Origin of the sequence: Nostoc sp. FACHB-888 (assembly GCF_014696655.1) — a bacterium.
Classification (GTDB): Bacteria; Cyanobacteriota; Cyanobacteriia; order Cyanobacteriales; family Nostocaceae; genus Nostoc.
In genome coordinates, this window is the sequence record NZ_JACJQM010000009.1 from 46246 (window position 1) to 59229 (window position 12984).

15 protein-coding genes and 1 pseudogene are annotated in these 12984 nt (G+C 41.8%); 10 read left to right on the top strand and 6 right to left on the bottom strand.

What is annotated here, in order from left to right; all coding sequences use genetic code 11:
* Window positions 1-51 precede the first annotated feature (51 nt).
* Window positions 52-750, bottom strand: a complete 699-nt coding sequence (locus tag H6G26_RS08055) for a hypothetical protein (protein WP_190728751.1) — start codon at window positions 748-750, stop codon at window positions 52-54.
* Window positions 751-1253: 503 nt separating this feature from the next.
* On the opposite strand from H6G26_RS08055, the gene H6G26_RS08060 reads away from it, so the two are divergent.
* The 3 genes from H6G26_RS08060 (at window position 1254) to glgB (ending at window position 4775) form a co-directional block, all read left to right on the top strand.
* Complete coding sequence (locus H6G26_RS08060) at window positions 1254-1439, top strand: hypothetical protein (RefSeq protein WP_190728752.1); 186 nt, start codon at window positions 1254-1256, stop codon at window positions 1437-1439.
* A 379-nt stretch (window positions 1440-1818) separates the two neighbouring features.
* Window positions 1819-2151 carry a hypothetical protein gene (locus H6G26_RS08065; protein WP_190728753.1) on the top strand — a complete coding sequence of 111 codons (333 nt, stop codon included), beginning with the start codon at window positions 1819-1821 and terminating at the stop codon, window positions 2149-2151.
* A 332-nt stretch (window positions 2152-2483) separates the two neighbouring features.
* Entirely contained in the window at window positions 2484-4775 is a 2292-nt protein-coding gene (gene glgB / locus H6G26_RS08070) for a 1,4-alpha-glucan branching enzyme (protein WP_190728754.1), read from the top strand.
* Window positions 4776-4964: 189 nt separating this feature from the next.
* On the opposite strand, the pseudogene H6G26_RS08075 reads toward glgB, so the two are convergent.
* The 5 genes and pseudogenes from H6G26_RS08075 to H6G26_RS08095 form a co-directional block, all read right to left on the bottom strand.
* Window positions 4965-5207, bottom strand: a pseudogene (locus H6G26_RS08075) (hypothetical protein); the annotation flags it as partial.
* A 246-nt stretch (window positions 5208-5453) separates the two neighbouring features.
* Entirely contained in the window at window positions 5454-5789 is a 336-nt protein-coding gene (locus H6G26_RS08080; protein WP_190728756.1) for a transposase, read from the bottom strand.
* On the bottom strand, window positions 5752-6060 hold the full coding sequence (locus H6G26_RS08085) for a hypothetical protein (protein WP_190728757.1): 309 nt from the start codon (window positions 6058-6060) through the stop codon (window positions 5752-5754). Before H6G26_RS08085 ends, H6G26_RS08080 begins: the two co-directional genes overlap by 38 nt.
* The gene (locus H6G26_RS08090) at window positions 6041-6325 is read right to left on the bottom strand and encodes a hypothetical protein (protein WP_190728758.1); all 285 of its coding nucleotides are present in this window, start codon (window positions 6323-6325) and stop codon (window positions 6041-6043) included. The genes H6G26_RS08085 and H6G26_RS08090 overlap by 20 nt, the downstream gene beginning before the upstream one ends.
* Before the next feature lie 109 nt (window positions 6326-6434).
* Window positions 6435-7076, bottom strand: a complete 642-nt coding sequence (locus H6G26_RS08095) for a hypothetical protein (RefSeq protein ID WP_190728759.1) — start codon at window positions 7074-7076, stop codon at window positions 6435-6437.
* 149 nt (window positions 7077-7225) lie between these two features.
* Between H6G26_RS08095 and H6G26_RS08100 the strand changes: the two genes are divergently transcribed.
* The 7 genes from H6G26_RS08100 (at window position 7226) to H6G26_RS08125 (ending at window position 12918) form a co-directional block, all read left to right on the top strand.
* Window positions 7226-7408: a hypothetical protein gene (locus tag H6G26_RS08100; protein WP_190728843.1), complete on the top strand. Its 183-nt coding sequence runs from the start codon at window positions 7226-7228 to the stop codon at window positions 7406-7408.
* 105 nt (window positions 7409-7513) lie between these two features.
* Window positions 7514-8368: an HIT family protein gene (locus H6G26_RS08105; protein ID WP_190728760.1), complete on the top strand. Its 855-nt coding sequence runs from the start codon at window positions 7514-7516 to the stop codon at window positions 8366-8368.
* Window positions 8369-8506: 138 nt separating this feature from the next.
* Window positions 8507-8764: a histidine kinase N-terminal 7TM domain-containing protein gene (locus H6G26_RS44225; RefSeq protein WP_347242443.1), complete on the top strand. Its 258-nt coding sequence runs from the start codon at window positions 8507-8509 to the stop codon at window positions 8762-8764.
* Between the two features lie 220 nt (window positions 8765-8984).
* Window positions 8985-9137, top strand: a complete 153-nt coding sequence (locus H6G26_RS42425) for a diguanylate cyclase (protein WP_242053642.1) — start codon at window positions 8985-8987, stop codon at window positions 9135-9137.
* A gap of 348 nt (window positions 9138-9485) precedes the next feature.
* Window positions 9486-11066 carry a phosphoglycerate dehydrogenase gene (gene serA / locus H6G26_RS08115; protein ID WP_190728761.1) on the top strand — a complete coding sequence of 527 codons (1581 nt, stop codon included), beginning with the start codon at window positions 9486-9488 and terminating at the stop codon, window positions 11064-11066.
* A gap of 122 nt (window positions 11067-11188) precedes the next feature.
* Window positions 11189-12109: a 50S ribosomal protein L11 methyltransferase gene (gene prmA, locus H6G26_RS08120; protein ID WP_190728762.1), complete on the top strand. Its 921-nt coding sequence runs from the start codon at window positions 11189-11191 to the stop codon at window positions 12107-12109.
* Between the two features lie 377 nt (window positions 12110-12486).
* Window positions 12487-12918 (top strand): ketosteroid isomerase family protein, encoded by a 432-nt coding sequence (locus tag H6G26_RS08125; protein ID WP_190728763.1) that lies wholly within the window; start codon window positions 12487-12489, stop codon window positions 12916-12918.
* Window positions 12919-12984 lie beyond the last annotated feature (66 nt).

Here is a 12984-nt window from a genome sequence, read left to right on the forward strand (position 1 = left end):
GTAGCAAATTGCTTTTCGGAATCAAAAATTAGTTACTCTCAACTCCTAACCTTAATATCCCAATGGCGAGAGTGTTTGCTCTTGCGTTTGAGAATTTGGCGTTGTGTTAGACGATGCTGGCTTAGGATTATGAGATGCAGGAGGCAAGAAAATCATCCCTTGAGGAGTCGGCGATACCAGCCCTGTTGTTGATTGTTCTGCTTCCTCAGCCATTTTATTTGTCAGTGTTGCGTTGGTTGTCGTTAACAGCCGCTCATGACGTTGGAGTTTTTGCAGTCTGCTATATGACTTACTCCAAAGCTCTTGAGAATATACCGTCCAGCCGTAAACAGCAAGTGTCGATGCTACTAACAAGAACGCCAAAACTGTCGAATAACGATGAAAGGTGTACAAGCGTAGCAACCATAAAGGTGCCGCTCCAGAATTAGGCATTATGGGAAGGCGAAGAAAACCTACCCTTGGAGTTTTCTGGTTTCTACTCGACTGCTCATTGAGATTTAGCAGTTGTTGTCTACCCAACTCTTTCACCTGTTTGGGTATAACTGCCTCATTTGTGGGAGAAACCGCTAGATTTTTCGAGGAACGCTGTCGTCTTTGAGAGGATACTGGTGCAGCTTGGGCAGTTGGTGTAGGAGAGCTTTGTGCTGTTGATTCGGTACGCGCAGAGGGTCGCCTCCCTAAAGAAAGGATAGAATCTCGCCGGAACCAAGTACCCTTTTTAGAAACAGGAGATTTACGAGCAATTACCATAATTTTTTTTAGATTGGAAATACTGTACTTTAGATTGATTGTCTTAATTGCCTGTTTTTGCTTAGGTTAAAATTCCCTTTTGTGCAACAAGTACACATCAACAGACTACACCCTTTTAAATGTGCTAATAGGTAGCTATAGCAATGTTTGCATCCTCTAGATATTGCAATCTTGCAATTAGCGATTAGCAACTGGACGGATTGCCTTTTAGATATTGCACCTAAAGTATGGCAATGCAGGGTAGCAAGGTGCAATACTTCAGAAAAAAATAAAATTTTTTGCTATGATAGCTTGGTTTGCTAGAAAATTCGGTAATTTCCGTTTTCCTCTCAAGTTAAGAGAAACTAATCAGATGGCTGTATGATGCCTAATCCGAAAAAGAATACCCCAAAAGATTGTTTTTTTTAGTATGTAATCTCCCAATATTAAAAAAAAGCAATAAATACGGTATCGTATTCAACAGGTGAAAAATTGTTCTAGCCACAATTGGTGAAAGAGGAGTTATGAAAACAAAAATCTTTGGTTTGGCTGTAATGTTAAGTCTGGCTACAGTTCTCGGAGCCTGTGAAGGCGGTGGTGGCGGTACTGGTACTACTACTCCAGGTGGTACTACAGGTGAACCAACTGATGCACCTGCTGCAACTCCGGCAGTTACTCCGGCAGTTACTCCCGCAGCTACTCCTAAATAAGGCATCAATCAGTGTATCAGGAACTGGAGTTGGCTCAAATATCAGCTAAGTAGGGCAGCAAGTAAAGGACACTGGTTATGAGGGTTACCTCTTCAACCATGTGTCCACCTGAAATTCTCGGCTGACCGAACCTTGTTTCACATCAAAAGGATTTGAGTTCTGTAAATCTAAGCCATCTTGTGGGCAAAGTACTTCTCTGATTTAGTATTTGAAATGGCTTAGACTCCTTAGTTTTGATAGGGCAAAACAATTCATCGCGATCGCTGGCAATTGCTCAAGAGCATTCCCTGTAGTCTATTCTGTATTAGGAGAGACTTGGTGATGTCTGTTGATGTTGCCAGATTTTTATTGGAAAAATTTATAAGTTTGGCAATTGGGCATGGGGAGAGTTAAAGCCAGAAAAACAGCAAAATTACTGTGCTTAATTGTAATTATTGCAACTTTTGTTGTATTAAATGCTTATTGGGAATCAGCAGTAATAGCATTACCACCACCAGAGGATACACCAGAAGAAATATTACGCACTAAGATTATCATAGAAGCGCGATCGCCTGTTGATGGAAGTTTCCTAACAGCTGCCGAATATATTGAGTTACAAGCGCAGCTCCAACTTGCCCCGCCCCCAAAACTAGACCCCAAAATTCGGGATCAGGTTTTCTTGCTTCGTATACGTAAAACCTTACTTCAGTTTTTCCCATTTTTAAATTTTTAATAAATTACTTAAAGGTCAAAACTTAAAAGCTTTCCCCATGCTCAATACTTCTCTACCAAAGGCTGCGCCCAAGCGTACTCTTAGGTCGAAGCAAGCTACGCGTAGCCTCTCTAAGAGTTGCTATGCCGCAGGCTTTACGACTTACCTGGACTTCTCTACGAGACGCTACGCGAACGCTCGGCACAACTCGCTCAGTACACGTGTCCAATGCCCAATGTCCCATTCTGATGTAGGATAACGGTGGCGACAAAATTGCAAATAAATGTAAAGAATATATATAGATATTAAAAAAGTAGATTTAGTCAATCACGTTATTACACTTAGGTAGCTTCATGTCCATAACCACGATCGCCCCTGAGCAGGTTAACAGCATCGTTTGGAATCAGCATAACGATCCCTTTGAAATATTAGGTTCTCATCCCATAGAACAAGACGGCAAAACTGTCTGGGTTGTGCGAGCCTACTTACCAAATGCAAGTGCAGTATGGGTGGTTCTTGCTGAACAACGGAAGGAATATCCGATGAAAACAGTGCATAATCCTCACTTTTTTGAATGCACGATTGACATTCCAGAACTGGCAAACTACCAGTTACGAATTAAAGAAGGGGAACATGAGCGTGTCACATACGACCCTTATGCTTTCCGTTCTCCCAACTTGACAGACTTTGACTTGCATTTGTTTAGTGAAGGCAACCATCACCGGATATATGAAAAACTGGGAGCGCACCCCACGGAAATAAACGGCGTTAAGGGCGTTTATTTTGCTGTTTGGGCACCCAACGCCCGCAATGTTTCATTGCTGGGAGATTTTAACCTTTGGGATGGACGCAAACACCAGATGCGTAAAGGCCCCACCGGAGTTTGGGAATTGTTTATTCCTGAAATCGGGGTGGGAGAGCATTATAAATATGAAATCAAAAATTTTGAGGGACACATTTACGAAAAATCTGATCCCTACGGTTTCCAGCAGGAACCCCGCCCGAAAACGGCATCTATTGTCACTGATTTAGATGCTTATAATTGGCATGACGAAGGCTGGATGGAAAAGCGGCGTCATACTGACCCGCTCACCCAACCAGTCTCAGTTTATGAAGTGCATTTAGGATCTTGGTTACACGCTTCGAGTGCAGAACCCGCTAAACTCCCCAATGGTGAAACTCAATCGGTAGTTGTCGTTTCTGAACTTAAGCCGGGCGCACGCTTCCTTACTTACCGGGAACTAGCAGACCGACTCATTCCCTATGTCAAAGAATTAGGATACACCCATTTAGAATTACTGCCCATTGCGGAGCATCCCTTTGATGGTTCTTGGGGTTATCAAGTAACCGGGTACTATGCCCCCACCTCCCGTTTTGGCAGCCCCGAAGATTTCATGTATTTTGTTGACAAATGTCACCAAAATGATATAGGGGTAATTGTAGATTGGGTTCCCGGTCACTTTCCCAAAGATGGACATGGTTTAGCTTTCTTTGATGGTAGCCACCTATACGAACACGCTGACCCTCGCAAGGGCGAACACAAAGAATGGGGTACTTTGGTGTTCAACTATGGCCGTCATGAAGTTAGTAATTTCCTAGCAGCAAATGCCCTCTTCTGGTTTGACAAGTATCACATTGACGGGATTCGTGTCGATGCTGTTGCCTCGATGCTGTATAACGATTATTGCCGCGAACCAGGAGAGTGGCTGCCCAACCAGTACGGTGGTAGAGAAAACCTAGAAGCAGCAGATTTTCTGCGTCAGGTAAATCACGTTATCTTTAGCTATTTCCCCGGTATTCTCTCAATTGCTGAAGAATCCACTTCTTGGCCGATGGTATCTTGGCCCACCTACACAGGCGGACTAGGCTTTAACTTGAAGTGGGATATGGGCTGGATGCACGATATGCTGGATTACTTCAGCATGGACCCTTGGTTCCGCCAGTTCCACCAAAATAATATCACCTTTAGTATGTGGTATAACCACAGCGAGAACTTCATGTTGGCTTTGTCCCACGATGAAGTGGTGCATGGTAAGAGCAATATCATCGGTAAAATGCCAGGGGATACATGGCAGAAGTTAGCTAATATCCGTTGTTTATTTAGCTATATGTTTGCTCACCCAGGTAAGAAAACCATGTTTATGAGCATGGAATTTGGGCAATGGAGTGAGTGGAATGCTTGGGCTGATTTGGAGTGGCATTTATTACAGCATGAAGCCCACCAACAGTTAAAAACGTTTTTCCGGGAATTGAACCATCTCTACCGTTCTGAGCCAGTTTTGTACACTCAGGATTTTGCTGAACCGGGGTTTGAGTGGATTGACTGTAGCGACAACCGCCATAGTGTAGTTTCCTTCATTCGTCGCGATCGCGATTCTGATGATTTTGCGATCGTCGTTTGTAATTTTACACCACAACCTCATTCTCACTACCGCATCGGTGTACCCCAAAAGGGATTTTATACCGAGTTGTTTAACAGTGATGCGCGTCAGTATGGCGGCAGCAATATGGGCAATTTAGGCGGTAAGTGGACGGATGATTGGTCTTTGCACAGTCGTCCCTATTCACTAGATTTGTGTTTACCACCTTTGGGTGTGTTAATTCTCAAGTTGGATAAGAAGAAGACGGCTGAGGCATTGCAATAAAAATTAAGGGTGGGCGTCTAGCCCGCCCATAGCCAAGGGCAGACAAGATTTACACTGCACCCCACAAGATTAGATAATTTATCTGTTGGTAATTTCCAAAGGCTCATTAATGAGTATTAAAGGTAGATGAACCTAGCTCAAAGACTTGTTTACGAGTATTAATTTACGCTGAGTGTGGTTGCTAGTATGATAATTCTGGATAAATTCCTCAATGTCAAAGCTGGGTGGGAGAATTTCACGGTTAGACTGAGCAGCGTTGACGCTATTAGCAACAAAAGCTAGGCTTTTATCGCCCATTTTGAATAACTTGCGGCGTTCATGTGCAGTTAAAGCAATGCGTAAGTCCTGTTTTTGTTCAATGATTTGTAGCGCTGCTTTAATTTCTTGGATATCTTTTGGCGAAAGAGTGCCTGTAATATTTTGATAAGCCATCGTATAATTACCTGGGGATGCTAGGGATTAAGTAGCAATATTTGCCAAGTATAAGATTCCCAAAGTAAATGCGATGTCAACGACGGGTGTAGCTGCGGCACATCTTCTGAGAAGATTATCGAACAGATTATGCTGTTGGTTAAACCAACAAACTATAACTTAGGATTATTTGGGTAGATGTTGCGCCAATACAGTTCGGCTAAGATCCCCCCGCCTGTGGCGACCCCCTTAAAAAGCAGGGCTGTTTCATTCCACAAGGGCAAGAAGTTTGTCAATATCATGAGAGAGAAATCTTTGAGCAATTGTGATAGAAGTATGACCATTTCGACGCAGTATGTTGAGAGCGTTAGCGAAGCTTACCGAAGGTATCGCTCTCAAGATGGAAAGATTTGCAGGAGCATTGGCCATACGGATCGTTGAATTATCTTCTTTGAACACAACATCCTTCACCCAATGGAGGCAATTTTCAATACCCCAATGACCGCGAATACCGAGAGCAAATTCCTTCGCCGGGCAAATCAAACTGCTAATATAACAGACAATTTCATAAATCTTGCAATATAAAGTGGTGAAACTCAGCATCTCGCAATCGTTGCGGTTTGTAGCCAATCACGCGAGAAGTGACAATAACCTGCACATCACGATATTCATTAGTGAAGCGATGAATATCAGTAATTATATCTTCTCGTTGAGCAGGATCAAATACCTCATCCAAACCATCGAACATCACCAAAGCCCTACCACTCTTTAGCTGTTCGTGCAGTTGATGTTGGTTGAGGTGAGAAATCGCACCACTACATTTATGAAAAAATTCGAGAAAATTATGACACTCTTTATCCTCGCGCCGCCGCATATAAGTGCGTGCGTAACTCAATCAGCACAGGAACCGATAGAGATAAAGAATTATTCAGAGGACTTCTAGCCCAATTTAATGCCAAGTATTTTAATAAGGTAGATTTCCTTGAACCAGGATCGCCCAGAATCACGATATATTTATTAGTCTGCTGCTCATTTACAATATCCACTACACAACGTTTCGGTTGTTCTAAATAAACTCGTTTGTAGCGTTCTAATTCTTCTAACTCAACTTCTGCTTCCAGTTCGTTGGTTTCTCGCAATCTTCGGAGATGTTCTTTCGGCAGTTCGTGAATTCGGGGAATAACTTGGTGAATTTCCCGGACATTTTGTGCTATGAATATATCCCAGACTTTGAGTTTATCTCGATAATCATAGGCTTGTATCTAAACTGTCTAAATTAAGATTGCTATAGGTTTCTTTAATAGCTTCTTGGTATCTTTCCAAATCATAATCAGGAATAATGCCGGCTATCTCTGTTGTATTGTTCTGGATTTTGTCTAAATTTCGGGAATCCAGAATCTCTCGCAGTTCAGGAGCTCCTATAATAATCTCTTTAACCTTTTGCAGATATTTCTTGGCAATCCGTTTCCAGTTAAAATCATCCGGTAACGGGTATGAAGCATTAAGTTCATACCAAATTGTTTCTAATTTCTTGGTATCTATAGCTTGAGAGTCATCTTTAAAAGCAGTTCCCAAAATTCCTTTGACTTCTGGATGCTTCAGAAACTTTTTTAGCGGCTGCTCATACTTTTTAATTTCATCTTCAGCAAGTTCACTATCATTTAAATCCAGCTGCATGAGTTGCAAAAATTCTGTTACAGCCATGACAACAGCTTTCTCCAGGGGTTCTCGCTTAAAAGGCGCAGTTACAGCATTATTAAAGATATATTTGAAAAAATCTTTAGCGTAGTCCTTGATTAAATCCTTGACAAATTCTTCACTGATAATAGTTTTGACAAGGAATCCAACCGCTTTTTGACCTATCCAAAGAGTGAACCACTCAACTATCATACTCACGCCTGCTAAGTGCTTGACTACGAGTATATACACCAGTCTGAGAAATCTTTCCAGATTTCTGGGTTTTTAGCTTAAAAGCGATGCTAACTGAAGATTTGTTAAAAATAACTAATATACTGTGCATTGATATTAGGAATAATTTTATGGTTCTACAAGTTAACCCCATCCAAAAAGAACCAATTGTTACTTGGGAAGCACTTCCAGCCGACTTCATTTTACCAGACGATCCAGTGGAAAATATTCAACAACCTGCGATCGCTACTGCGCTTACCGCACTTCTCTACGTTCGTGCAGCGTGTCACAGGCAGACGTTCCGCGTAGCTTGAGCTTGCTTCCCCGGAGGGGATTTGGCTCAGTGACCATCGTAGACATCGCATAACCTAAACAAATGCTGGGAATAATAATTTTGGGACATCAGCACCAAAAATTCCATGAAACAGCAAAAAAATCAGTTCAGCCATCTTACTGCGATCGAAAGAAATTATCTATCATTTCCTGCACAGCTTTTATTAAATCAAAACCTTCTTCAAGGCAAAATACTAGACTTTGGTTGTGGCTTTGGTAATGATGTTAAAATATTGCGCCAAAAAGGTTTGGATATTACAGCCTATGACCCTTATTATTTTCCAGAATATCCTGATAATAAATTTGATACAATAATTTGCTTTTATGTTTTAAATGTTTTATTTCCCGAACAACAAGCTAATGTTCTTATGGAAATATCCCACTTATTAAAATCAGGAGGTAAAGCTTATTACGCTGTGAGAAGGGATATCAAAAAAGAAGGTTTTAGAGAGCATTATGTCCATAAAAAACCGACATATCAATGTATCGTCAAACTTCCCTTTTCTTCAGTTTGCTTAGATGAACATCGGGAAGTATATGAGTATGCCCACTATAATCATCAACGAAATTCATCTAATTATTGTATATTCTGTAATCCTCCTAAAAATCTAAAACTATTAACTGAATCAGCAACTGCTTATGCTATTTTTGATGGCTATCCAATAAGTAAAGGACACGTTTTGGTTATTCCCAAACGTCATGTTAGCAATTATTTTGAATTACCATTTAAAGAGCAATCTGCTTGCTGGTTTATGGTAAACAAAGTACAAGAAATTCTCAAAGCAGAATTTGAGCCTGATGGTTTTAATATAGGAATGAATATCAATCGAGCCGCGGGTCAAAATATTATGCACGCCAGTATTCATATCATCCCTCGTTATAAAGGTGATACTGTCTCTGCTAAAAGTGGAATCAGGAATGTTATTCCTAAAAAGCAATAGTTTTTTAGGAATAATTCAGGATTTAGACTTTTGCTGTAACTTTACTTTTTTGAAGTGATTATGAAAATTACTCCAACATCATGACTTGCTCAAACTTATCTCATAAGGTTGAGATCATCTTTTAAATGCTTCGTCACCATGCTTTTTCAATACAATCTCTACTTTGTTATTCTAAGCGTTACTGTAATCATTTCAGCTACTGTTGCGTTTGCAGCTTGGCAGCGTCGCTCAATTTCTTTGGCTAGCAAGCCTTTCATTTTGATGATGTTAACGATCGCAGGATACGCTACAGTTGCAGCAATGGAAGCAGCAGCAATTATCCTGCGAGAAAAAATGTTTTGGTCGAAGCCAGGCTGTAGCATACTCATCAAAGCGTCAAAACATAGATACTCATAGATTCGATAACTCCTTGTTATGTAGAGCTACAATTACTTCATTACATAATGAGCGCAAGCAGTTAATAGGCCGTTTGCTTGTTTTGCGTGATATTACCCAACGTTATCAGGCTCAATCTTAACTCCGAAAGGCAAATGAATATTTGCAAAAACAGGTACTCGAAATTAAAATATTACACGTTCAGTTACGAGAACAGGCTATATGGGACGGACTGACGGGCTTGTTTAATCGGCGTTATTTTGACGAGGTATTCCCAAAAGAACTAATACGAGCAACGCGGGATTCTACCCGAGTTGCCTTGATAATCATGGACATCGATTATTTTAAAAATGTTATAGTTACTAACTCGTTTCCTGGTTGTGCAGAGCATTAACTCAGCTAAAGTTGTAGCCCAGTCAAGAATGCAGGCGTTTCTACCTCAACAAAGAAGTTACTGAAGCTGATAAAATTTTGGTAACTCTTAACTATTAATAAATATATAGGTGCTTAGTGCTATTCATGCTTTATATTTAGCGACAGGGTGGTGTAAACAGCCACCCATCTTCAAACACTTAGGAGGCAGTACCCACCGGGAGCAACTTACGCTTCAATACCATCAGCACATAGCGGAAGTAAAGGTTAAGTTGATATTAAAACAAATAATTTTTGCTGAATTGTGACAGATAAAGACTAAACTAAAAAGTCTTGTGCAGCAAAACCTGTAGCTTTAAATGAAGTAATCATGTCTAAGGTTCTTGTCTCTGATTCTATTGACCAAGCTGGAATTGACATTCTTTCGCAAGTTGCTACCGTTGATGTCAAATTAGGTCTAAAACCAGCAGAACTCATCCAAATTATTGGTGAGTATGACGCACTGATGATTCGCTCTAGTACACGTGTCACTCAAGAAATTATTGAAGCCGGCACTCAGCTAAAAATCATCGGTCGTGCTGGTGTGGGTGTGGATAATGTAGATGTTCCGGCTGCCACCCGCCGGGGAATTGTAGTAGTCAATTCTCCAGAGGGAAACACAATTGCCGCCGCCGAACATGCGCTAGCGATGATTTTGGCTTTGTCTCGCCACATCCCCGATGCTAACGCTTCGGTGAAACGCGGTGCGTGGGATCGCAATAGCTTTGTCGGCGCGGAAGTCTACAAAAAAACTCTCGGCGTTGTCGGTTTGGGTAAAATTGGCTCCCATGTTGCGGCTGTCGCTAAGACAATGGGGATGAAACTCCTAGCTTATGACCCTTTTATTTCTACAGACCGAGCCGAACAACTTGGCTGTCAATTAGTTGAGCTAGATTTACTCTTCCAGCAAGCAGACTATATCACCCTACACATCCCGAAAACCCCAGAAACCACTCACTTAATCAATGCTACAACTTTGGCAAAGATGAAACCTACAGCCCGGATTGTCAACTGCGCTCGTGGTGGGATCATTGATGAAGTAGCTTTAGCAGCAGCTCTGAAAGCTGGTAAAATAGGCGGTGCAGCCTTGGATGTGTTTGAGTCAGAACCACTGGGTGAATCTGAATTGCGATCGCTAGGCAAAGAAGTGATTCTCACCCCCCACTTAGGAGCCTCTACCGCAGAAGCTCAAGTGAATGTGGCCATTGATGTTGCCGAACAAATTCGGGATGTACTTTTAGGACTACCAGCGCGTTCAGCCGTCAACATTCCTGGACTTGGCCCCGACGTATTGGAAGAACTCAAACCCTACATGCAACTAGCAGAAACTCTAGGTAATCTAGTAGGACAGCTAGCTGGCGGACGGGTGGAAGTACTCAATATTCGACTGCAAGGGGAACTTGCGACCAACAAAAGTCAGCCTTTGGTAGTAGCTGCCCTGAAAGGTTTACTTTACCAAGCTTTGCGAGAACGAGTAAATTACGTAAATGCCAGCATAGAAGCCAAAGAACGCGGAATTCGGGTGATTGAAACCCGCGATGCTTCCATTCGAGACTATGCCGGAACACTTCATCTAGAAGCCACGGGTACTCTAGGTACTCACTCTGTCACAGGTGCTTTGTTGGGTGAGCGGGAAATTCACCTCACTGATGTTGACGGTTTCCCGATTAACGTCCCACCCAGCAAATATATGCTGTTTACCCTGCACCGCGATATGCCGGGGATTATCGGCAAACTCGGTTCTCTACTCGGCAGTTTTAATGTGAATATTGCCAGTATGCAAGTAGGTCGTAAAATCGTCCGCGGTGATGCGGTAATGGCTCTGAGTATAGATGACCCTTTACCTGAGGGCATTTTGGATGAGATTATAAAAGTCCCTGGGATTCGGGACGCGTATACGGTAACTCTTTAATTTTGGATTGCGGATTTTGGATTTTGGATTGGTAATGGCTAATTGCTCATTGTTTTTCGCATTGGTCACTAACCGTTACCAAGTCCCCAATCTAAAATCTAAAATTTAAAATCTAAAATTATATGGCAAACACTTGGTGGGAACTACAGATTTCATGTGAGCCAGACCTAGAAGATTCAATCTTTTGGCGACTGGAAGATTTTGGCTGTCGTGGCACAGCTAGTGAAAACAAAGGAAATTCATCTTTCGTCAGGGCTTACTTATCAACAATTCAAACGCAGCTATTAGATTTGGCAGCGCTATCGCTGTTGCTCCGTCAAGATGCCCTCTGTGTAGGGCTTTCATCTCCCTCGCTGCAATGGCAGTTAATTGATGAGGAGGATTGGGCGACTAGCTGGAAGCAATATTGGCATCCCCAGGAAATAGGCGATCGCTTTCTCATTAACCCAGCGTGGCTACCATTACCAGAAACAACGGAACGGTTAGTGATTCGTCTTGACCCTGGTGTAGCATTTGGTACAGGCAACCATGCCACCACTCAGCTATGTTTGGAATCGTTGGAAATGCGTCTAAGTGGAATTCCTCAGTCGTTTGTGGGTACTAGCGGCAAACATGAACATCTAGTAATTGCGGATATTGGCTGCGGTTCCGGTATCCTTTCTATTGGAGCGCTGCTACTGGGAGCAGAGAAAGTCTATGCAGTAGATAATGACCCTTTGGCAGTGCAATCAACTATTAGTAATGGTGCGCTAAACGATATTAATCCAGAACGTTTACTACCAGCATTGGGAAGTGTAGACGTTTTGACAAAACTGCTTGAGAAACCAGTGGACGGTATAGTTTGCAATATTTTGGCTCATGTAATTATTGAATTAATTCCAGAAATGAGTGCGATCGCTAAACCTGAGACTTGGGCTATCTTCAGTGGTATTTTACTAGAACAATCTAAAGCTGTTGCTGATGCTTTAGAAGAAAATGGCTGGGTGGTTGCAACCCTGTGGAAACGAAAAGAATGGTGTTGCTTGAATGTACGGCGTTCTTAACCCAGTAGATATTAGATTACACAATAACTCATTAGGTTTGTTGACTGCTGACCGTTGACTGTTAACTGTCAGCAGTCAACAGTCAACAGAGAAAAATGTGCAACTTAGATGGGCGATAGCTTATAAAGAGTTTCTACCTCCTGCCTCTTGCCTCACTTCTCTACGAGAGGCTGCGCCCGATACGTTCAGTGATCCCTGCCTCCTGCCTCAAAAGCATTAGTTTTATACTCCATGCAGATGAAAACTACTGTATTTAATCAAAACTTCCATCGTGAGGAAGATTTATACAAATGTGGTAATCTATCTCAACAGCACCTTTCTTTTTACCTATTTTTGTATTGAAATGGATATTCAGCTAGTATGATTCAGGTAATTTTATGACCTCTGCTGAATTTATCTCTCCAGCGCAGTTGCAAGAAGAATTCCAGATTGAGGGAATTACAGAAACTAATGTATTGCGTTATTTTGAAACCTTAAATGCAGGAGAATTTGAGGCAACTGCTGCCTTATTTGCGATAGATGGTGTGATGCGTCCACCATTTGAATCTGATATTGTGGGAACAGATGCGATCGCAGCTTACTTAAAACAAGAAGGCCAAAACATTAAGGCTTATCCCAAGACCGGAATAGCCGAGGCTTTAGAAAATGCAACGATTCAAGTCCAGGTAACAGGCAAAGCACAAACTTCGTGGTGTAGCGTGAATGTCTTGTGGCTATTTATCCTCAATCAACAAGGGCAAATTTTATATACTAAAATCAAACTTTTAGCTTCTCCGCAAGAGTTACTTTCTTTACGTCGTGAGAACTAGCAAATAAGTGTAATAGCTTGGCAATGTTGGATCATACCCAAAAGAAAATCCAGGCATCGAAAATTT

Coding starts and splice junctions, on each gene's coding strand:
- H6G26_RS08055 (WP_190728751.1), bottom strand. CDS start 750: ATGGTAATTGCTCGTAAATCTCCTGTTTCTAAAAAGGGTACTTGGTTC.
- H6G26_RS08060 (WP_190728752.1), top strand. CDS start 1,254: ATGAAAACAAAAATCTTTGGTTTGGCTGTAATGTTAAGTCTGGCTACA.
- H6G26_RS08065 (WP_190728753.1), top strand. CDS start 1,819: ATGGGGAGAGTTAAAGCCAGAAAAACAGCAAAATTACTGTGCTTAATT.
- glgB (WP_190728754.1), top strand. CDS start 2,484: ATGTCCATAACCACGATCGCCCCTGAGCAGGTTAACAGCATCGTTTGG.
- H6G26_RS08080 (WP_190728756.1), bottom strand. CDS start 5,789: ATGCTGAGTTTCACCACTTTATATTGCAAGATTTATGAAATTGTCTGT.
- H6G26_RS08085 (WP_190728757.1), bottom strand. CDS start 6,060: ATGCGGCGGCGCGAGGATAAAGAGTGTCATAATTTTCTCGAATTTTTT.
- H6G26_RS08095 (WP_190728759.1), bottom strand. CDS start 7,076: ATGATAGTTGAGTGGTTCACTCTTTGGATAGGTCAAAAAGCGGTTGGA.
- H6G26_RS08100 (WP_190728843.1), top strand. CDS start 7,226: ATGGTTCTACAAGTTAACCCCATCCAAAAAGAACCAATTGTTACTTGG.
- H6G26_RS08105 (WP_190728760.1), top strand. CDS start 7,514: ATGAAACAGCAAAAAAATCAGTTCAGCCATCTTACTGCGATCGAAAGA.
- H6G26_RS44225 (WP_347242443.1), top strand. CDS start 8,507: ATGCTTTTTCAATACAATCTCTACTTTGTTATTCTAAGCGTTACTGTA.
- serA (WP_190728761.1), top strand. CDS start 9,486: ATGTCTAAGGTTCTTGTCTCTGATTCTATTGACCAAGCTGGAATTGAC.
- prmA (WP_190728762.1), top strand. CDS start 11,189: ATGGCAAACACTTGGTGGGAACTACAGATTTCATGTGAGCCAGACCTA.
- H6G26_RS08125 (WP_190728763.1), top strand. CDS start 12,487: ATGACCTCTGCTGAATTTATCTCTCCAGCGCAGTTGCAAGAAGAATTC.